This is a genomic window from uncultured Acidaminococcus sp. (genome assembly GCA_900538365.1).
In the GTDB taxonomy this organism is placed as follows: domain Bacteria; phylum Bacillota; class Negativicutes; order Acidaminococcales; family Acidaminococcaceae; genus Acidaminococcus.
Genome location: UPXT01000039.1, coordinates 1 through 20,370 on the forward strand (window position 1 = coordinate 1; position 20,370 = coordinate 20,370).

22 protein-coding genes and 1 riboswitch are annotated in these 20,370 nt (G+C 50.9%); of the genes, 21 read left to right on the forward strand and 1 reads right to left on the reverse strand.

The annotated features are described in order from the left end of the window. Positions 1 to 202 precede the first annotated feature (202 nt). The 18 genes from def to rny all read left to right on the forward strand — a co-directional run bounded on the left by def (position 203) and on the right by rny (position 18,282). Positions 203 to 673 (forward strand): peptide deformylase, encoded by a 471-nt coding sequence (def, locus tag QZQ08_RS07620; protein WP_296330312.1) that lies wholly within the window; start codon positions 203 to 205, stop codon positions 671 to 673. Between the two features lie 3 nt (positions 674 to 676). Next, a complete protein-coding gene (gene fmt / locus QZQ08_RS07625) occupies positions 677 to 1,615 on the forward strand; it encodes a methionyl-tRNA formyltransferase (RefSeq protein WP_296330315.1) in 939 nt (312 codons plus the stop codon). 3 nt (positions 1,616 to 1,618) lie between these two features. Beyond that, positions 1,619 to 2,398, forward strand: a complete 780-nt coding sequence (locus QZQ08_RS07630) for a DUF116 domain-containing protein (protein ID WP_366140897.1) — start codon at positions 1,619 to 1,621, stop codon at positions 2,396 to 2,398. Then, complete coding sequence (gene rsmB, locus QZQ08_RS07635) at positions 2,385 to 3,728, forward strand: 16S rRNA (cytosine(967)-C(5))-methyltransferase RsmB (protein WP_296330318.1); 1,344 nt, start codon at positions 2,385 to 2,387, stop codon at positions 3,726 to 3,728. Before QZQ08_RS07630 ends, rsmB begins: the two co-directional genes overlap by 14 nt. A gap of 1 nt (position 3,729) precedes the next feature. Further along, on the forward strand, positions 3,730 to 4,788 hold the full coding sequence (rlmN, locus tag QZQ08_RS07640; RefSeq protein WP_296330324.1) for a 23S rRNA (adenine(2503)-C(2))-methyltransferase RlmN: 1,059 nt from the start codon (positions 3,730 to 3,732) through the stop codon (positions 4,786 to 4,788). Further along, the gene (locus QZQ08_RS07645) at positions 4,785 to 5,516 is read left to right on the forward strand and encodes a Stp1/IreP family PP2C-type Ser/Thr phosphatase (RefSeq protein ID WP_296330327.1); all 732 of its coding nucleotides are present in this window, start codon (positions 4,785 to 4,787) and stop codon (positions 5,514 to 5,516) included. The genes rlmN and QZQ08_RS07645 overlap by 4 nt, the downstream gene beginning before the upstream one ends. Continuing rightward, complete coding sequence (pknB, locus tag QZQ08_RS07650) at positions 5,501 to 7,450, forward strand: Stk1 family PASTA domain-containing Ser/Thr kinase (RefSeq protein WP_296330330.1); 1,950 nt, start codon at positions 5,501 to 5,503, stop codon at positions 7,448 to 7,450. Before QZQ08_RS07645 ends, pknB begins: the two co-directional genes overlap by 16 nt. After that, positions 7,447 to 8,334, forward strand: coding sequence for a ribosome small subunit-dependent GTPase A (rsgA, locus tag QZQ08_RS07655; RefSeq protein WP_296330335.1), 888 nt, complete (start codon positions 7,447 to 7,449; stop codon positions 8,332 to 8,334). The genes pknB and rsgA overlap by 4 nt, the downstream gene beginning before the upstream one ends. Continuing rightward, a complete protein-coding gene (gene rpe, locus QZQ08_RS07660) occupies positions 8,331 to 8,972 on the forward strand; it encodes a ribulose-phosphate 3-epimerase (protein ID WP_296330337.1) in 642 nt (213 codons plus the stop codon). The genes rsgA and rpe overlap by 4 nt, the downstream gene beginning before the upstream one ends. 2 nt (positions 8,973 to 8,974) lie before the next feature. Beyond that, positions 8,975 to 10,306: a hypothetical protein gene (locus QZQ08_RS07665; protein WP_296330340.1), complete on the forward strand. Its 1,332-nt coding sequence runs from the start codon at positions 8,975 to 8,977 to the stop codon at positions 10,304 to 10,306. A gap of 88 nt (positions 10,307 to 10,394) precedes the next feature. Next, positions 10,395 to 10,509: riboswitch (FMN riboswitch) on the forward strand. Between the two features lie 75 nt (positions 10,510 to 10,584). Next, positions 10,585 to 11,685, forward strand: coding sequence for a bifunctional diaminohydroxyphosphoribosylaminopyrimidine deaminase/5-amino-6-(5-phosphoribosylamino)uracil reductase RibD (gene ribD, locus QZQ08_RS07670; protein WP_296330343.1), 1,101 nt, complete (start codon positions 10,585 to 10,587; stop codon positions 11,683 to 11,685). Between the two features lie 3 nt (positions 11,686 to 11,688). Beyond that, a complete protein-coding gene (locus QZQ08_RS07675) occupies positions 11,689 to 12,327 on the forward strand; it encodes a riboflavin synthase (RefSeq protein ID WP_296330346.1) in 639 nt (212 codons plus the stop codon). Positions 12,328 to 12,340: 13 nt separating this feature from the next. Continuing rightward, entirely contained in the window at positions 12,341 to 13,567 is a 1,227-nt protein-coding gene (locus QZQ08_RS07680) for a bifunctional 3,4-dihydroxy-2-butanone-4-phosphate synthase/GTP cyclohydrolase II (RefSeq protein WP_296330349.1), read from the forward strand. Positions 13,568 to 13,569: 2 nt separating this feature from the next. Then, positions 13,570 to 14,031 carry a 6,7-dimethyl-8-ribityllumazine synthase gene (gene ribE / locus QZQ08_RS07685; protein WP_296330354.1) on the forward strand — a complete coding sequence of 154 codons (462 nt, stop codon included), beginning with the start codon at positions 13,570 to 13,572 and terminating at the stop codon, positions 14,029 to 14,031. 1 nt (position 14,032) lies between these two features. Further along, positions 14,033 to 14,920, forward strand: a complete 888-nt coding sequence (hslO, locus tag QZQ08_RS07690) for an Hsp33 family molecular chaperone HslO (RefSeq protein ID WP_296330357.1) — start codon at positions 14,033 to 14,035, stop codon at positions 14,918 to 14,920. Positions 14,921 to 14,965: 45 nt separating this feature from the next. Then, on the forward strand, positions 14,966 to 16,030 hold the full coding sequence (recA, locus tag QZQ08_RS07695; RefSeq protein WP_296330359.1) for a recombinase RecA: 1,065 nt from the start codon (positions 14,966 to 14,968) through the stop codon (positions 16,028 to 16,030). Continuing rightward, positions 16,020 to 16,553, forward strand: a complete 534-nt coding sequence (locus tag QZQ08_RS07700; RefSeq protein ID WP_296330361.1) for a regulatory protein RecX — start codon at positions 16,020 to 16,022, stop codon at positions 16,551 to 16,553. Before recA ends, QZQ08_RS07700 begins: the two co-directional genes overlap by 11 nt. Positions 16,554 to 16,752: 199 nt before the next feature. Continuing rightward, the gene (gene rny / locus QZQ08_RS07705; RefSeq protein ID WP_071586257.1) at positions 16,753 to 18,282 is read left to right on the forward strand and encodes a ribonuclease Y; all 1,530 of its coding nucleotides are present in this window, start codon (positions 16,753 to 16,755) and stop codon (positions 18,280 to 18,282) included. Positions 18,283 to 18,356: 74 nt separating this feature from the next. Here the strand turns inward: rny and QZQ08_RS07710 are convergent, their stop codons facing one another. Beyond that, positions 18,357 to 18,491, reverse strand: coding sequence for a hypothetical protein (locus QZQ08_RS07710; RefSeq protein WP_296330364.1), 135 nt, complete (start codon positions 18,489 to 18,491; stop codon positions 18,357 to 18,359). Positions 18,492 to 18,529: 38 nt separating this feature from the next. Between QZQ08_RS07710 and QZQ08_RS07715 the strand changes: the two genes are divergently transcribed. From QZQ08_RS07715 to QZQ08_RS07725, 3 genes are all read left to right on the forward strand, one after another. Then, complete coding sequence (locus tag QZQ08_RS07715; RefSeq protein WP_296330367.1) at positions 18,530 to 19,942, forward strand: toxin glutamine deamidase domain-containing protein; 1,413 nt, start codon at positions 18,530 to 18,532, stop codon at positions 19,940 to 19,942. A 4-nt stretch (positions 19,943 to 19,946) separates the two neighbouring features. Then, complete coding sequence (locus tag QZQ08_RS07720) at positions 19,947 to 20,189, forward strand: hypothetical protein (RefSeq protein WP_296330370.1); 243 nt, start codon at positions 19,947 to 19,949, stop codon at positions 20,187 to 20,189. Beyond that, the coding region (locus QZQ08_RS07725; protein WP_296330373.1) for a YjcQ family protein at positions 20,182 to 20,370 on the forward strand (189 nt) is incomplete at its 3' end. The genes QZQ08_RS07720 and QZQ08_RS07725, both read left to right, overlap by 8 nt.

The following is a 20,370-nucleotide window of genomic DNA, read 5'->3' on the forward strand; positions in this document are numbered from 1 at the left end:
GAAAACGTCCTCATAAACTTTTTGTCTAGTGTCCTATTTGCTATTGCAATCAACCGAGAAAATGTTGACACATACTTGCTGTCTAAAAACGTGCATTCCCCTGGTCATATGTGATAGAATAAAGGGTAAAATAACTGCGCCAAGGCCCGCTTTTCCTGAGGGGAAAGAAAAAGGCCGCGTGAATGATAAAAAGGAGAGAACCATGTCCCTATTACCGATTGTAAAAGTTGGGGCTCCGATCCTTCGAGAGAAGGCGGAACCCGTTATCCGTTTTGATAAGAAATTGGAAAAGACACTGAAAGCCATGGCTGAATCCATGTATGCCAACAATGGCTGTGGCCTGGCTGCCCCCCAAATCGGCCTTTCCAAGCGTATGATTGTCATTGATGCCGGCGATGGGGCAGGCATCCGAGAGTTTGTAAATCCTATCCTTTCTGAATTCAAGGGCGAGGAAATCGATACGGAAGGCTGCCTTAGCGTGGATGATTATGAAGGGGAAGTCAAACGCGCGGCTGAAGTGACGGTCCAGTTCCAGGACCGCAAAGGCGGTCATTGGCGCCTCACGGCAAGCGGGCTCCTGGCTCGTGCCCTGCAGCATGAATGTGATCATTTGGATGGGATCCTCTTCATTGATCGGGCCTTGAGCCTGAGTCCCAAAAGGAAGGCGGAATAAATCGTGAAGCTTGTATTTATGGGAACCCCGGAATTTGCGGCCTCCAGTCTCCGGGCCTTGGTGAAACAGCAAAAACATGAGATCCTTGCTGTCGTGACCCAGCCGGACCGTCCCAAGGGACGGGGCCATAAGCTGATGATGAGCGCGGTCAAGGAATATGCCCTTAGCGTGAATCTGCCCGTCCTTCAACCGGAACGAGTGAAAGAGCCGGCCTTTATGGAAGAAATGAAGCGCTTATCCCCCGATTTGATCGTCGTAGCGGCTTTTGGTCAGTTCCTGCCCAAGGCCCTATTGGACTTGCCGCCTTTTGGCTGCATCAATGTCCATGCTTCCCTTCTGCCGGCCTACCGCGGTGCTGCACCTATCCACTATGCGATTTTAAAAGGTGAAAAAGAAGCCGGCGTGACCATTATGCAGATGGATACCGGGATGGATACAGGCGCCATGCTGGAAAAAGTTTCCGTGCCCATTGGGCCGGAAATGACGCAGGGCGAACTCCATGATGAACTAAAGGAAAAGGGTGCTGTCCTGCTTCTTCAGACCATCGATGACCTATCTGCAGGGACTGTGACTGCAGAACCTCAAGAAGAGGCCAAAGCAACGTACGCATCGCTGATTACGCGGGATATGGAACATCTTGACTGGACGCTTTCCGCAGACGCCCTTCACAATCAGGTGCGTGCTTTTAACCCTTGGCCTGGTACGTATACGATCCTGCCGGACGGCAAGCGGCTGAAGGTTTGGAAGAGCCGTGTCCTTCCCGGCTCAGATGCTAAAGCTCAGCCAGGACAGGTCCTGAAGGCCGACAGCAAGGGCTTTCACATTGCCTGCGGCATGGGCATCCTTGCCATCCTTGAATGTCAGCCTGAGGGCAAACGGATAATGGCGGCCCATTCGTTTGTAAATGGCCAGCAGGTTGCGGTTGGGGAGATCCTTTCGTAAGGAATGATGATTGTGAGTAGACCTAAGAAACGGCTTTTTATTGTGCTTATTTCCCTTGCTGCCCTTCTTATGGGCGGAGCAGCGTATGGTCTGTGGCGTATCATGGTTCCCGGTCTCGCCGCTTTACATCCTGTCCTGCCCTTGGTTGTGGGTCTTGCAGTTCTTTTGCTTGCTCTCAGCCTTTTTGTGGGGATTGGCGGGATTGTCCTGGCAATTCTGGGGTTTCCCACGATCCGGTTCTTTTATTTCTGGGCGTGGAATGTCATCAACCTGATTTACCCCATTGCCATTTTCCTTGGGGAGATGATGCATATTTCGAAGATGCGGATAGAGCAGTCTTTCATCGAAGTGAGCAATCATTTGGTTCGGCGCCAGCACATCAAAGTGCCCGCGGACCGTCTCATGATCCTCACGCCTCACTGCCTGCAGCTGGACACCTGCCCCTACAAGGTTACGCGGGACATTCATAACTGTCACCAATGCGGTCGCTGCGGCGTTGGTGACCTGCTTCATCTATCCCAGAAATACGGCGTTCACGTCTATATTGTAACCGGCGGGACCCTTGCCCGGCAGGCCGTAAAGAAAGTGCGCCCGAAGGCTATTCTAGCCGTAGCCTGTGAGCGTGACCTTACAAGCGGTATCCAGGATGTATTTCCCATGCCCGTCATTGGCGTCTTGAACCGGCGTCCCAATGGGCCCTGCTTCAATACCTGTGTAGATATTGATGCCATCGAAGAAGAAATCAAGACCTTTATCAGTGGAAAGGATAATGATCATGCATGATGCCCAAAATCCAAGGGAACTGGCCCTGCTTGTCCTTGATGAGATTTATGAACGCGGTGCCTATGCAAACCTTGCCCTTAATAAGGCCCTGCGGGGAAATGGGTTGTCTTCGCTCGACCGCAAACTGTGTACGGAACTTGTCTACGGAACGGTAAAAACAACGGGAACCCTTGATTGGTACCTGTGCAGGGTCATCAACCGTCCCTTTCGGAAAATGGCGCCCCGTCTGCGCACCATCCTCCGCATGGGGGCCTATCAGATTCTATATCTAGAACGTATCCCAGATTCGGCCGCTGTCAATGAGTGTGCCAATCTGGCCCGTTATTATGTGAATGAAAACAGTGTCAAGCTTGTGAATGGAGTCCTGCGCCAGCTGTCGCGGACCAAGGATACGTGGCAGTTTCCGCAGAAGGAAGAGGACGCGACACTGCGTCTAGCCCTTTCTTATTATCATCCTGAGTGGCTTGTGCGGCGCTGGAAGTTCCGCTTTGGTCTTCCCGAAGCGGAAGCTATGTGTGCTTATGACAATTTAGTTCCGCCCCTTTGCCTGCGCGTCAATACCCTTGCCATATCCAGAAAGACCCTTTTGGAACGGCTTCAGGCTGCTGGCTGTGAGGTGGAACCTTCTAAATGGTCGCCTGACGGAATCGTCTGCCGGCATTTATCCAGCCTTGAAACCCTCATGAAGGAATGGGGGCGCTTCCTTTACATCCAAGATGAAAGTTCCATGCTGGATGCAGATGTGCTTGCCCCTAAGCCGGGGGACTTGGTCCTTGATTTTTGTGCGGCCCCTGGCGGCAAAGCGACCCATCTGGCCCAAAAGATGGAAAACAAGGGGGAAATCATAGCCATGGATATCCATGACCATCGGCTTACCCTTATTGAAGAAAATGCCACTCGTCTTGGAATCACGAATATCCGAGCCCTGCTTCATGATGGGACAAAGCCCCTTCCTGGTTTTGAAAACCGGGCCGACGCGGTTCTTGTCGATGCTCCCTGTTCGGGTCTCGGCGTCCTTAACCGTCGGGCAGAAGCGCGCTGGACCAAAAAGGAGCGGACCCTCAGTCAGTTCCCGCCCCTCCAGAAAAAGATCCTTGCCCAGGCCGCGGCTTGTGTAAAGCCCGGAGGCAGGCTCCTTTACAGTACGTGCACTTTGGAACGGGATGAGAACAGCCGTGTCCGCACGGCTTTTCTGGAAAGTCATCCTGAATTTCGCGGTAAGGCCTTTCCGCATCCCTTGACGGGACAGAGTGTGGAAGAACTCCAGATCCTTCCTTGGCGGGATGGTATTGATGGGTTCTATCTGGCCCTGTTTGAGAAGGTGGAATGAAATGACAAAAAAAGAAATCATGGGCCTTACCCTTGAGCAGATGCAGGATGAATTTCTTGCTTTAGGACTCAAGAAGTTTCGGGCGGAGCAGGTTTTTCGCTGGATCTATGAAAAAGGGGCCACGACCTTTGAAGAAATGTCGAACCTTTCCAAGGATGACCGAGCCCTTCTTGCAAACACCTATACAATCCTTTCCGGCGCGGTAAAAGTTCTTCGCACATATGATTCTTCGGACGGCCTCACCCACAAAGTCCTTCTGGGTCTTTCTGACGGGGCGTCTGTCGAAACGGTCCTTATGCATCATGACTATGGGTACAGCGCATGCCTTTCCAGTCAAGTGGGCTGCGCCATGAACTGTGCCTTTTGCGCCAGCGGTCTCCATGGGTTCATGCGTAATCTCACGGCAGGGGAAATCCTTGCCCAGCTTTACTATTTTGATCATTTTCTCATCCCCAAGGGAGAGCGTGTCAGCCGTATTGTCATCATGGGAAGCGGAGAACCCATGCTGAACCTTGAAAATGTGCTGGCAGCGCTTGACTTGATGCACCATGACAAGGGACAATGCATCAGTTACCGCAATATGACCATTTCGACCTGCGGCATTGTGCCCGGCATTGAAGAAATGACGCGGCAGGGACGGACCATCAACCTTGCGATTTCCCTCCATGCGGCAACCGGCGCTTTGAGGGACCGCCTCATGCCTATCAATGGGAAGTATCCTTTCCCTGAGGTGATTGATGCAGCCAGCCGTTATGAAAAGATGAATGGCCGTCAGGTCATGTATGAATATATCCTCCTTGCGGGCATCAATGACCGTGAGGAAGACGCTCGGGCCCTTGCAGAGGCCCTTTCAAGCAAGGAATGTGTTGTCAACCTCATTCCTGCCAACCCCGTCCCGGAAAAAGGGTTCAGACGCCCAGAAGATCGGGATGTGGACCGCTTTTTCCAGTACCTCAAGAAGCGTCATATCAATGTGACTGTCCGGAAGGAAATGGGTAAGGATATCAATGCCGCCTGTGGACAGCTCCGGGCCAGCCAGCTGAAGGAGGAACAAGCATGATTGCAGTCAGCCGGACCAATCGCGGTCTTGTGCGTCATAACAATGAGGACAGTGTCCTTGTCCGGGAACCGGACCTTTTTGCCATTGCCGATGGCATGGGTGGGGCCGACGCCGGGGAAGTGGCAAGTTATGAGGCTGTCCATCTTTTGGAAAGCCTCGATCTTTCCCAGGTGGATCGTTCAAACATCCTTTCCTCTTTGGAAACGGCAATCACCAGGATCAATAAAAAAATCTTCGATCTTGCAAGTGAGAAAAAGGCACTTTCTGGCATGGGGACCACCTTGACAGCCCTCTACCTGCCGAACCGGGAAACGGCTTATGTTGCCCATGTAGGAGACAGCCGGATCTATCTTTATGGAGAGGGGCTGCTCCGGCAGGTCACGAGCGACCACAGCTATGTGGCAGAACTCCTGCGCCATAAGAAAATTACGGCTGAAGAGGCACGGACCTCTTCCCAGAAGCACGTCATCACCCGGGCAGTGGGGGTGGAGCCAACCGTGGCTGTCGATGCCTTTGAAATCCTCTTGGGCAGTGCCCAGAAGCTGCTCCTGTGTTCCGATGGACTCACCAATATGATTTCCGAGGCCGAAATTGAACGGATCATGGGAGACCGGAATCTTGACCGGCTGGCTGATGGCCTTATGAATGGGGCCATGACGGCCGGCGGTGACGATAATATTTCCTTTATCATCATTGATCTGGAGGCTGCGGAATGGAAGAAAGAATAACCCTCAATCATCGTTATGAAATCATCGATAAAGTGGGCGGCGGCGGCATGGCCGAAGTGTTCCATGGATATGATACGGTTCTTCATCGTGACGTGGGCATCAAGATCCTGCGGGACCAGTTCATCCAGGATAAGGACTTTGTCGCTCGTTTCCGGCAGGAAGCCTGCAATGCAGCCGGTCTTTCCCACCCCAATATCGTCAATATCTATGATTTTGGCAGTGAACACGACATCAACTACATTGTTATGGAATATGTCGTAGGCAGGACACTCAAAGAAGTCATTACCGACAGTGGAGCCCTTGATGACCAAACAGCTGTCAAATATGCCATTGGCATCGCATCAGCCCTGAAGCAGGCCCATGACCATGCCATTGTTCATTGTGACGTCAAGAGCCAGAACATCCTCATTGATACCAAAGGTATCGCCAAGATTACTGACTTTGGGATTGCCCGTGCCTTTGGGCAGCCTTCAGAGTCCGAAGAAAGGGGCGTTATTGGTTCCGTTTATTATCTATCGCCGGAACAGGCCGCTGGAAAACCGGTAACGGCCCAGTCGGATCTTTATTCCCTCGGCGTTGTCCTTTTTGAGATGCTTACGGGGCAGCTTCCCTATGACGGGGACACCCCGGCTGAAGTGGCGCGTCAGCACCTGACTTCACCGACGCCCTCGGCCCGTCGCTATGACCCGGAAATCCCCTATGACCTAGACGCCATTGTGACCAAGGCCCTTGCCAAAAATCCCCTGCTTCGCTATAAGACGGATGACGATTTCCTGAGCGACCTTCGCCGCGTGGAGACCCGTCTGCGAAAGGCAGAAATGTCCACAGAAGAATCACTTTCCCCTCACCATAAAGGGGTGAGTGACGAAACCATCATTATCCACAGCGAGGAAATGGGAGACGGCCTTTTGCGCAAAACGCCGCTGCGGGATGACGGTCCAGACAGCGGAGCCGCTGCAGCTGAAAAAGAGCCGCCCAAGAAGAACAAAACCAAGAAGATGCTGGGCCTATTCATTGGTGCCATCCTTCTGCTGTCGGCCCTTATTTATGGCATTGTAGGATACTCCAGCGGGGATATTGCTGTGCCGGATGTCAAGGGAAAGACCCTTGTGGAGGCGGAAGCCATCCTCAAGGACAACAACCTTGATTTTACCTTGAAGGAAGAGTTTGATGCCAAGGTGCCAACCGGAACGGTCATCAAACAGAGCCCTGGTGCCGGAAGCCATGTCAAAGCTGGCCGTAAAATCCAGCTGACGGTCAGCAAGGGGGCTGAACCGGGTGTGGTTCCAGACCTAAAAGGCAAGAATCTGGCAGAGGCAACCGAAATGCTCCATGCAGCAAAACTTGCCGTTGGAAAAGTGACCGTTCAATACAAGGAGGGCGCCGCTCAAGGAGCCGTGCTCAGTCAGGATATCGAAGCCGGTAAGAAAGTGGCTGCTGGAACCAAAGTGGACCTAGTGGTCAACATCTCCAAAGGTCAGAGCGTGGTGCCGGACCTTAAGGGATTGACCCTTCCAGATGCCCGGGAACGGCTTTCTTCCATGGGGCTTATGGTAGGCAGTGTCACGACCAAGGAAGACAACGCCCCTAAAGGCACCGTCATAGGGGCCGAACCGGAATTTGGCAAGGTCCTTTCTGAAGGCAGTGTGGTTACCCTCATTGTTTCAGGCGGCAAAAAGGAAGAAAAGAAACAGAAGGAATCCAGTGAGAGTCCTTCCCAAGCTGCTAAGACTTATACCGTTTCCTTTACGGTTCCTGGCAGCGGCAGTGCTAAGCAGGTGAAAATCGTGGCCAGTGATGCCACAAGTTCCCGCGTTCTTTATTCGGGCTCCGCAGCGCCAGGAACCCACCTTAGGGAAACTGTAACGTTGGGACAAGATGCCAGTGTCCAGTTCTATGTCAATGGCGCGTTAGTGGAGGATCGTTCCCTTTGAGTGAGATTACAGGCAGAGTCATCAAGACCTATAACGGCTATTATTACGTCCTGGGGCGTGACGGTGTCACTTACACCGCGAAGGTTCGGGGTCGACTCAAAAAAAATCGCTTCCTTCTTGCTGCAGGGGACTGGGTGACCTTGGAGACAAGGGGAGAAGAAGGCATGATAGAAACCATCCTGCCGCGCAGGAACCTCCTTCAGCGTCCCTTGGTTGCAAACTTGGATTGGCTTTTTGCTGTCTTTGCCGCCAAGGATCCTGATCCTAGTTTCCTTCTCATTGATAAGCTTTTGGCCCTTGCTGAAGCCTATGACATTCCTGCTGCCCTTGTCATCAATAAGTGTGATCTGGCAGCGGAAGGCTTCCTGGCAGCGATACGATCTATCTATGAACCATTGGGCTATCCTGTCTATTTCGTCGAAGCCCGAAAGGGCAAAGGCCTTGATCCCCTTCGAGCAAAGATGACCGGTCTCACATCGGCTTTCGGCGGGCCTTCCGGGGCAGGAAAGTCAACCCTCCTCAACCATTTGGACCCGTCTTTGAGACTTGAAACGGGCGCGGTCAGTGAAAAGATTGGCCGCGGCCGCCACACAACGCGTTTTGCTCAGCTCCTTCCTTTTGAAGGGGGTTTCATTGTCGATACGCCGGGTTTTGGCAATATTGATCTGCGGGAGTTGGAATTGCCTTCCGTCGAAGCTGGTTTCCGCGAATTGGCTCCTTACGCAGGGCAGTGCCGCTTTACGGGCTGCACCCACACCCATGAACCGGATTGTGCTGTCAAAGCAGCACTCCAGGAAGGAAAGATTGCCCAAAGCCGGTATGATTCCAGTATCATGATCCGTCAGGAATTGGCGGAACAAAAGAAAAGAGGTAAAAAACGATGACCCTTGTAGCACCTTCCATCCTATCGTCTGATTTTTCTTGTCTTGCCGACGAAACGGCCCGTATCAAGGCGGCCGGTGCCGATTGGGTCCATATTGATGTCATGGATGGACACTTTGTTCCCAACCTGACCTTTGGCGCGCCCGTGGTAAAATGCCTGCGTAAGAAGACCGACATGTTCTTTGACTGCCATCTCATGGTGGAGCAGCCGGAAAATTATGTGGACGCTTTTGCAGCTGCCGGCGCTGACATGATTGTCATCCATGCTGAAGCAACGAAACACCTTCACCGCGTTCTGGAAGCCATCCATGGCAAGGGCATCAAGGCTGGTGTCGCCCTCAATCCGGCTTCTCCTCTGTGCCTTGTGGAAGAGGTCCTCCCTTATGCGGATATGGTTCTTATTATGTCCGTAAATCCTGGTTTTGGGGGACAGAAGTTCATTGAAACGAGCATCGATAAGATTCGCCGCTTGAAAGAACGCATCAACCAAGGTGGGTATAAGACCCTGATTGAAGTGGATGGGGGAATCAATAAGGAAACCGGTAAGGCTGTGCGGGAGGCGGGGGCGGATGTCCTTGTTGCCGGGTCCTATGTTTTTGGCTCCCCTGACATGAAAAAGGCCGTTAGGTATCTGCGCTGATCATGAATCGACACGAATTTTGGTCCTGCCATAAAAGGAAGGTCAAGTATACGCTTGGGATTATCTTTGCTGTCATCATAGGGCTTTTTGCCGTGGCCTACGCCTTGAGTCTCCAGGCAGCCGCTATCTTCAATTTCATTGCCGCCCGTCAGCATTTCCTGGAAGGCACCATCACCGTAGGGCGACTTACGGCAACCCCTTTGGGTCATGTTCACTTTGAGGATCTTGTCTGGACCTTGGATGAAAACGGTACGAAAGTAACGGTCCCTGATGGTCATTTCCATGTAAAACCCTTGGACCTGATCATGCGCCGTCCTTCGACATCGACGATCACGAATGTAGAACTGAACGGAGCCAGTATTGAACTTTCCTTTGACAATAAGATGCATATCCGCGGTTTCCAAATGGTGGAACCGAAGAAGGAAAAAAAAGAAAAGGGAAAAAAGAAGCCGATTTTTGATGTCAAAGTAAAGAATCTTGATGTGGATCTTATCCTTAATCATTGTAGGGTTACCGCTTATTATAAGGACCGGGTCCATACCTTCAAGGACGTCAATGCAACCATCCATTATGACAGCAAGGACCGCATCGATATTGACTTTTCAACGGGAGAATTGGGCGGAACCCTGGAAGGGGGCGGTGTCGATATTCAAGGTACGGTGGATTTGAAACCTGCCATATCGACCTATGACCTCAATCTTGGCATCCGTGAACTCAATCCGTCGAGCCTGGGAACCGGTCTCAATATCCATGAAACCGTCACGGCCAGTGCAGCCGTCACAGGAAAATTACCGGAGCCCATCATTATCGGTCAGCTGTATATGAAGAACCTGAACTTGCCTGGCCTTAAATTTACCAACGTAAGAGGCGATTTTAAGTACAAAGACGGTTATATCGGGGCCCAAAACGTGACGGCTGATGTTTTTGGAGGCACCTGTGATGCTTCGGGTGGTTTTAATATTGATACCAAGGCCTATGATGTCTATGTCAAGGGCCATGACCTTCATAGCGAAGATGCCGCCGGGGTTCCCTTCTTCAGGACCTTGGTCCAGCTGGATCTGACCATGAGCTGCAACGGTGACAATCGGTCCACGTTGACCTATGGAACCTTCACTTCAGGCAAGGGAATCTATGCCCTTGTAAAGTTTGATTCCATCAGCGGCGCTTTTTCCAATCAATATAAGCGGCTGAAATTTGATGATGTGACCATTAAATCCGTATCCGGAGATATTGTGGCTCCCCAGTTTGAGCTTGTCGATGGGAAGCTTCACATGGGCAGTCTCTACTATGTATCAGAAAATGGAACACGCACCAAGATCAGCTTGTTTTCCTGATGGGAACGGGGGACCGAAGACACATTGCCTCTCCGGCCCCTTTTCTTGCGACAGGACTTGTGTTATAATAAGGGAGCAATTTCATAGGAATTGTCTTTGGGGCAGGGTGAGATTCCCAACCGGCGGTACAGTCCGCGAGCCTTCGGGCATGAATTGGTGAGATTCCAATACCGACAGTAGAGTCTGGATGAAAAAAGACAGTGTAGCCACAGAACCGTAAAGGCCGTGCTATCTCCCCGAGGAGAAGGCATGGCCTTTTTTAAGGAAGGTGAACAAATTTGACCGATGAGGAATATATGCAGATGGCCCTGGATCTTGCCGAAAAGGCCCGCGGAGCTACCAGCCCCAATCCGCTCGTCGGATGTGTCATCGTAAGTCCTGATGGACAAGTGGTGGGAAAGGGGTATCATCACAAGGCCGGTGAACCCCATGCCGAGATCAATGCCATGCGCGACGCAGGCGGGAAGACTGCAGGCGCTACGGCTTATGTGACCTTGGAGCCCTGTTCCCACTACGGCAGGACGGGTCCCTGCTGTGAGGCCTTGATCAAGGCCGGTATCAAAAAAGTAGTTGCCGCTGCCACAGACCCCAATCCCCGTGTATCAGGACGCGGCTTTCGACGCCTTGAAGAAGCTGGTGTCAAGGTTGTAAGCGGTGTCCTTGCAGACAAAGCTTACAGACAAAACGAGGTCTTCATGCATTATATGAAGACAGGCCGTCCGTTTGTGGCCTTGAAGTACGCCATGACCCTTGATGGCAAGATTGCCACGGCTTCCGGCGATTCCAAGTGGATTACAGGGGGCACGGCAAGAACGTATGCGCATCGCCTGCGCAGCTGGTATGATGCCATCCTAGTGGGCCGTGAAACCGTGGCACAGGATGATCCGGCCCTTACGGTACGTCTCGTGGAAGGAAAAAGTCCCCTGCGTATCATCCTTGATAGCAAGGCATCCCTTCCTTTGGAACGTAAGGTCTTCACGGACGGAGCGGCAGACACGCTTCTTGTTGTTACACCGCAGGCCCCTCAAGAAAAGGTCAGGGCCTTTGCTGCCTTGCCGGGTGTTTCGGTCCTTACGGCTGCGGAGAGGGACGGTCATGTGGATCTTTCTGACCTTATGCAGCTGCTTGCCCAGAAAGATGTGACCAGCCTCCTTGTCGAAGGCGGCAGCAAGGTTCATGGAGCTTTTTTTGATGCAGGCCTGGCAGAGAGAGTCTATGCTTTCATTGCACCGAGCCTCATTGGTGGAGATAAAAGCCGTCCTGCCATTGGCGGTAAAGGCGCAAGTACGATGGAGCAGAAAATGACGCTTCAGGAAGTGACCGCTTTGCCCCTTGGATCTGATCTTTTGGTTACGGGCCTTACCCGTGAGGGGGTGTGACAGATGTTTACCGGTCTGATTGCTGAAATGGGCTGTGTGGAGGTCCTTCGGCGGGAAGGCAGTTCTTATCGTCTGACCATTGAAGCAGAAAAAATTCCCCCGACCCTTTTTGTTGGAGAAAGCGTATGCTGCAATGGGGCCTGCCTGACGGTAACCCATTTTGATGCCCACCGTTTTACTGTAGATGTTATGCCCGAAACGGTTCGCCATACGACCATTGGTTTGTTAAAAAAAGGCGATCCCATCAATCTTGAACAGACCCTGAAACTGGGAGCCGGCCTTGATGGACACTTGGTCCTTGGCCACGTGGACGGAGTCGGCACCATTTCCCGCATCGTGCCTGAAGGTATTGCCAAGGTGACAACCATAACGGCACCTAAGGAGCTTTTGCATTATATGGTGAAAAAAGGCTCCATTGCTATTGACGGCATCAGTCTTACCCTGACGGATGTGACGGAAACTGCCTTTTCTGTGTCCTTGATCCCTTTGACCGTTAAGGATACGACCTTAGGGAAAAAGAAGATTGGCGACGCCGTGAACCTGGAAACAGACATCCTCGGGAAATATGTGGAAAAACTCATCAATCATAAATCAAATGGGGGTCTTACAAAGGCATCCCTTCTTGAAAATGGATTCCTCTAAGGAGATGAAAAATATGGAAAAAGAATATCAATTTGGGACCATCGAACAAGCCATTGCCGACATCAAAGCCGGTAAAATGGTTCTTGTGACCGATGATCCGGACCGTGAAAATGAAGGTGACCTGATCATGGCTGCTGACTTTGTGACGCCGGAAGCTATCAACTTCATGGCAACCCACGCCAAGGGCCTCATCTGTGCTCCCTGTGACGGGGAAATCCTGGACCGCCTCCAACTGGAACCCATGGTGGCCAATAACACGGATAATCACGAAACGGCCTTTACGGTTTCCATTGATCATGTCGATACCACAACGGGAATTTCGGCTGCAGAACGGGCCTATACCATCAAGAAATTAACCGATCCCAAGGCGCTGCCGGCAGACTTCCGCCGCCCTGGCCACGTCTTCCCCTTGCGCAGTGTCGTCGGCGGCGTCATGCGCCGTACGGGGCACACGGAAACCACGACGGACCTGTGCCGCCTTGCCGGTCTTACCCCAGCCGGGATCTGCTGCGAAATCATGAGTGAAGACGGGACCATGGCCCGTACCCCGGAACTGGCCCGTTTTGCTGAAAAATTTGGCCTTACGTTCATTACGGTGGCTGATCTGGTAGCTTATCGCAAAAAGAATGAAAAGATGGTCCACCGGATTGCAGATGTGGCCCTGCCTAGTAAGTACGGCAATTTCCGGGCCATTGGCTACGAAAACGATTTGGATGATTTGTGTCATGTTGCTGTGATCAAGGGCGATGTGGCCGGCAAAAAGAACGTTCTCGTCCGTGTCCACTCCGAATGTCTTACGGGGGATGCCTTGGGCTCCATGCGCTGTGACTGCGGAGACCAGTTGGGTACGGCTCTGCGCATGATTGAAAAAGAAGGCTGCGGTGTCGTTCTTTATATGCGCCAGGAAGGCCGAGGTATCGGGCTTGCCAATAAACTCCGGGCCTATGCCTTGCAGGATCAGGGACTTGATACGGTTGATGCCAATGTAAAACTGGGTTTCAAACCGGATCAGCGCGACTATGGTATCGGTGCACAGATCCTTTCCGACCTGGGCCTTACGAGTATCCGTCTCATGACGAATAACCCCGCCAAACGGGCTGGTCTTTCCGGTTATGGCATTACCATTACGGAAACGGTACCAATTATCATGGAAGATAATTGTTACAATCATAAATATATGGTTACTAAGCAGGTTCGTATGGGCCATGTGCTTCATGAAAAAGATGTGGAGGTAGAATAGAAATGAATATTGTAGAAGGAAAACTGCTGGCTCAAGGCCTCAAATTTGGGATTGTTGTCGCTCGTTTCAACGAATTCATTACGAATAAGCTCCTTTCTGGGGCAGAAGATACCCTTGTCCGTCATGGGGCCCGTGAGGAAGACATTACGGTTGCCTGGGTGCCCGGTGCTTTTGAGATTCCCCTGGTCGCAAAGAAAATGGCCCAAAGCGGTAAATATGATGGAATCATCTGCCTTGGTGCTGTTATTCGCGGTGCAACGAGCCACTATGACTATGTCTGCAATGAAGTTTCCAAAGGGATTGCCCTTGTCAATATGGAAACGGGTGTTCCCTGTGGATTTGGCGTCCTGACTACGGAAAATATCGAACAAGCCGTTGAACGGGCTGGCACTAAAGCAGGCAACAAAGGCTCTGATACGGCCGCATCCATGATTGAAATGATCAATCTCATGAGGCAGCTCTAAAATGACCCAGGAAGATGTCCTGATCCGGGCAACTGTCGGGGACGCCCGGGTCTATGCTGTGACGACAACCCACCTGACACAATACATGAATGAAATCCACGGTCTGAGTCCCGTTGCTGCAGCGGCTTTGGGCCGTACGGCAGCTGGCGCACTGCTGCTTGCAGCCACAATGAAGGACGGTGAAGGCGTGACCATCCGCTTCAAGGGCAATGGTCCCTTAGGTGAGGTCATGGCCGATGCCACAAATTATACGGTCCGCGGCTTTGTGGAACACCCCGAAGTCATGCTGCCCCTTAAAAAGGGCAAACTTGATGTCGGCGGCGGTGTCGGTCATGAAGGTGTCGTCATTGTGACGCGCTGCCCAGAAAAAGGCATGCCCTTCAACGGCTATGCCCTCTTAAAGAGCGGTGAGATTGCCGAAGACCTGACAAAGTATCTTTATGATTCGGAACAGACTCCTTCTGTCGTGGCTTTGGGTGTCCTTGTCGATAAGGATGGTTCCATTGCTGTTTCGGGCGGCTATTTTGTTCAGCCCCTTCCCGGCGCAAGCGATGAGTTCCTTGAAACTCTTGAAAATAACTGCATGACCTTGCCATATGTGACGGAACTGCTCCGTTCCGGCCACAGTCCAGAAGATATGATTCGGCTTATCGGAAAAGGCATGGCGGTGGAGATCCTTGACTGCCATCCTGTTTCCTTCCACTGCAGCTGCAGCCGAGAGAAGGTCGCCCATATGCTGGAAGGACTGCCGGAAGCAGAGTTTTCTTCCATGTTGGATGATCCCCAGACCGAGGTACGCTGTCATTACTGCGGTAAGAAATATCTCTTTACGCCGGAAGAGCTGAAAGCCCTTCCCCGGAAACAGGCAAAACTTGACGACGCAAACTAATGTTTGTATAATAGGATGTGTAATTACTGACAAGGAGATGAGGGAATGAGCATGGAAACGGAAAAGGGCAAGGCCCTTGACGCAGCAGTCAAACAAATTGAAAAAGACTTCGGCAAAGGCTCCATCATGAAATTGGGGGCAGCCAGTGCCAAGATGAATATTGAAACCATTCCAACCGGAGCATTGTCCCTTGATATTGCCCTTGGTGTAGGCGGGATTCCCCGGGGCCGTATTATTGAAATCTATGGACCGGAGTCTTCTGGTAAGACGACAGTCGCCCTTCATATGATTGCTGAGGCGCAGAAACGGGGAGGCTATGCTGCCTTCATCGATGCTGAACATGCCCTTGATCCGGAATATGCCCGCCATCTCGGTGTAGACATCGACAATCTCTTGATTTCCCAACCTGATACGGGTGAACAAGCCCTTGAAATTTGTGATGCCCTGGTCCGCAGCGGAGCCATCGACATCATTGTCATCGACTCCGTTGCTGCCCTTGTCCCGAAAGCGGAAATAGAAGGCGATATGGGCGATTCCCACGTTGGTCTTCAAGCTCGTCTCATGAGCCAGGCCCTGCGCAAACTGACGGGAATCATTTCCAAGAGCCGTACAGCAACGGTCTTTATCAACCAGATTCGTGAAAAAGTGGGTGTCATGTTCGGGAATCCGGAAACAACGACGGGCGGCCGTGCCCTGAAGTTCTACTCGACGGTCCGTATGGATGTAAGGCGTATTGAGAGCCTCAAGAGCGGCAACGACATCATTGGCAACCGGACCCGTGTCAAAGTCGTCAAGAACAAGGTGGCACCTCCTTTCAAGCAGGCTGAATTCGATATCATGTATGGAGAAGGAATTTCCCACGAAGGATGCCTCGTTGATTTAGGGGTACTGTATAACATTGTTGGCAAGAGCGGTGCTTGGTATTCCTACGGAGATGAACGTATTGGTCAGGGCCGTGAAAACACGAAGGAATTCCTTAAGAACCACCCGGAAATGGCTTTTGAGATTGAAAATCGTATCCGCGAAGCTGCCGGACTGACAGCCCTTGAAGCAGCCCCGCAAACGGAAGAAATCCTAAAACCGGAGGGGGATCCGGACAGTGTGGGCTAAGCCCAAGAAAATGCTCCTCACCTACGTCGACGCCTATAATTTTGCCTTGGACCGACTTGCCATGCGGGACCATAGTTCCCTTGAACTGCGGGATAAACTCGCGGAAAGAGGCTGCGTCAAAGAGCTTCAGGATAGGGTCCTTGCGGCCCTTAGGGAGCATCATTTTGTTGACGATATCCGCTGTGCTGGGTATGTCGTTGATGCCTGGCGCAGGAAAGGCGTCTATGGTCGGAACTACCTTCGGCTCATGCTTGAAAAGCGGCAGATCCCGGCATCTGTCATGAAAGATATACTGGAGGGGATTTCCGAGGAGGAAGAACGGGAGCGGGCAGAGGATTTTGCGCGAAAAGAAGTTCCCAAGCTTCTAAAAAAGTATCAATCAGAGCCTCGCAAAGGCAAGGCGGCCCTTTCGAGAAAGCTTGCCAGCCGTGGCTTTACAGGGGCCTGTCTTTATGCAGCACTTGCTGTTTATGAAGGGATGGAAGAGGAAATCCCGAAAGAATATGAGGAAGGATCCTTATAAAGAGGGATCCTTCCTTTTTCAGCTGAAAGAAGGAAAAGGGGCCAAAGACGCCATTTGATTGACACTCCCTGGAAAATACTATAAAATATTCCTATCCATATTATTGGGTCAAGAGGTAACCTCAGGGTTGCCTTCTTTGTTTGTGTCTTAAAAATGTGAGGAAAATTCTCTAAAAAGGAGGTGTACAATCATAGATCCCATTACTGTATTTATCGTAATTGCTGCCTGTGTCCTCGGCGCTGGTGCCGGTTATTTTGGACGTAAGAACATTGCGGAAACCAAAATCGGCAAAGCTGAAGAACAGGCACGCCAAATCGTTGCAGAAGCAGAAAAAGCCGGCGATGCTAAAAAGAAGGAACTTCTTGTTGAAGCTAAGGAAGAAATCCACCGCATGCGTTCCGATATGGAACGGGAAAACAAGGAGCGCCGGGCAGAATTGGCCAAGAGCGAACGTCGTCTCGTCCAGAAGGAAGAAAACGTCGACCGCAAGATGGATGCCTATGAGAAAAAGGAAGAAAAACTCCTGGAACAAAGCAACCGTCTGCGCGAATCCCAGGAACGTGTCGACGCCCTTTATACCAAACAGGTAGGAGAGCTCGAACGGATTTCGGGACTGACCAGTGATGAAGCCAAAAAGGAACTGCTTGACAGTGTCCAAGAAGAAGTCAAGCACGATAAGGCCAAACTCATCAAGGATATGGAACAGGAAGCTCGCGATACGGCTGAGACCAAGGCTCGGGAAATTATTTCCCTTGCTATCCAGCGTTGTGCTGCCGATCAGGTTGCTGAAACGACGGTCACTGTTGTTCCTCTCCCCAATGATGAGATGAAGGGCCGGATCATTGGCCGCGAAGGCCGCAATATCCGTACGTTGGAAACTCTCACCGGGATTGATCTCATCATCGATGATACGCCGGAAGCGGTTATCATTTCCGGATTCGATCCTGTTCGCCGTGAAGTGGCGCGTGTGGCCCTCGAAAAACTCATCAATGATGGTCGTATCCATCCGGCCCGCATTGAGGAAATGGTGGAAAAAGCCCAGAAGGAACTGGATCAGAAGATCAAGGAAGCTGGGGAACAGGCCACCTTTGAGACGGGTGTTCATGGCCTTCATCCAGAACTGATCAAGCTCTTGGGCCGCATGAAGTATCGTACGAGCTACGGTCAAAATGCCCTCAAACATTCAACGGAAGTGGCGCATCTGGCTGGCCTCATGGCTGCTGAATTGGGCGTTGACGTCAATTCAGCCAAACGGGCTGGCTTACTCCACGACATTGGCAAGGCTGTTGACCACGAAGTGGAAGGTTCCCATGTCGATCTTGGTGCAGAAGTAGCCAAACGTTACCATGAATCGGATATTGTCATCAATACCATCATGAGCCATCATGGCGACGTGGAACCGAGTTCTGTCCAAGCCGTTCTTGTCTCGGCTGCGGATGCGATTTCCGCCGCCCGTCCGGGTGCCCGTCGAGAAACGCTGGAAACTTACCTCAAGCGTCTGACGCGTCTTGAAGAAATCGCTGAATCCTTCGATGGCGTAGAAAAATGCTATGCTGTTCAAGCCGGACGTGAAATCCGTATCATGGTCAAACCGGACAAGGTTGATGATGATGCCTCTGTCATCCTCGCTCACGATGTGGCAAAACGCATCGAAGAGGATATGGAATATCCCGGCCAGATCAAAGTGGTCATCGTTCGCGAGACCCGGGCCGTCGATTATGCCAAATAACGAAAAAGAAGCCTGCACACTTTGTGAGTGCGGGCTTTTTTGATGTGACGGCAGAAATACGGCAAAAATATTTTTTAATAAAGGTCGTTGATGGCTCGAACGGCAGCTCTATTGATATCTTCGGTATAGTTAACATAGATTCGGGAAACCGTTTCGACCGAATCACCTAAAATATGAGCGACAAGGTTGATGTCTCCGGTCTTAGACAAGAGCAGCGTCGCAAAAGCTTCATGGCGCCGAACGGGAAATGCGAGAACGTATCATCAGTACCCTTGATTGGCAGTTGAAGCTTAACAAGGGCATCAAGAAGACAGCGGAAGCGCTTTATGATGGGTATCACCATGGAAGTGTTACCTATATGCAGGAACTGCCGAAGTATACCGATGATCTTGTGAACTGGGTGAGGCGCAGTAGGGATAATCTTTCCGATGGGGAAAAGAAAGCATTGCTGAAGGCCATCCGAAAAGTAAGGGGACAGGCCGATGGATTAAGACCCGACACAACCGCCTACAATCACTTTAGAACGTCTTTATATGAGCTCCTCGAAAAAGTAGACGGGGGAAACAAAAAATCCATTGAGAGAGCCATCCAGACGGCTGTAGAGGAAAAAAGCCGGTACGTTGCTGAACGAATTGCCCGGACGGAAGCGGCCAGGGCCCGTTACGACGCGTTCACAGCCCGCTACGGAGAAGATGAAGACGTGGTGGCCTACCAGTGGAAGCTGGGAAGCAGGCATCCGGCGGAAGACATTTGTGATATGTACGCCCATGCGGACCTGTACGGCCTGGGGAAGGGCGTTTTCCCCAAGGACGCCGCTCCGGCAAGTCCCGCCCATCCCCACTGCCTGTGCCACTATGCACCGGTGTACCAGAGTGAGCTGGAAGGAAAGAAACGGTCCGATGATGTGGAAGCTGGCGGCAATGCCTGGCTGAAGAAAGAGTCTCTCAGCGTCCAGGAGAAAATCCTAGGCGTCAAAGGGCGGGAGGAATGGAAGGCCGGCAAGGCTGGCTGGATGAAGAAGGTAAGGAATTTTAACACTCAAGCTGGCGAATACTGTGGGATAAAAAGCCGTTTACATAGATTTATGAATAAAATAATGGGGAGATCGTCCAGCCCTATAGTATTAGAGGATTTGCCAAAAATAAAGGAAAATCTCAGTGTAGAAGAAAACGCTTTGAAAACCAATCCCAATTATTATTCCGACAAGAAAGGCGCGGAATACTATAGGGTCAACTGCCAAAAGTGTGTTCCTGCTTTTGAATTGCGCATGCGTGGCTATGATGTTCAAGCGAAATGGTTTGATAAATCAAATTCCAACAGTAATGAAAAATGGTTGGTGGAACATCCATTTAGCGCATTTTTACGTGCGAACATAAAAACAATTTTTTCAGGCGTAAGTGCTTATGGTGAGCTTTCCGATGCATTACAAGGATACGGGGCAGGCGCACGCATTGAAATTGCCATACTAAATGAGGAGACACTTAAAGGGCACGTTATTGTAGGATGTAATGAATACAATAAAATTAAGTTTTTGGATGTTCAAACAGGAAAATCGTTTTCATTCGAAGGATTAAATGATAATATAAACATAAAGTATGCGAGAATTGACATATTGAAGATTGATACAGAAATCCTATCTGATATTTGCGACTGGAGATAAAATCATGATTACTTTGGCAGAAGCGATAAAAATTGCGGAAAAATATATTGGGGTTAAGGTTTATCAGTACGCAGAATCCGATGATAGTTACGTATTTTCCGTTGCTAAGCCTGGTGAAATATTATATGGCCCTCGTCCATATATAGTTTCCAAAAAAAATGGTGCAATCAGAATAGACCTAAGTGGTGTTTTTGCTCCATGGCCATACGGGAAATGGCTGCCCATAGAAGGAAGAAATAATGAATAATTTTAAACTGATTTTTCGAATCTTAAAATATATTGAGGCTTGCATGGAGTATGAATCTTTCGATGATGACAATTTCACGGCTTCGCATTTCGGTGTTAGTAAAGCCCTATTCCTGAATATCCTTCGGACCCTCTTAGAAGCAGGATATATCAGCGGAATCAAAATTGTAACTGATAAGTGC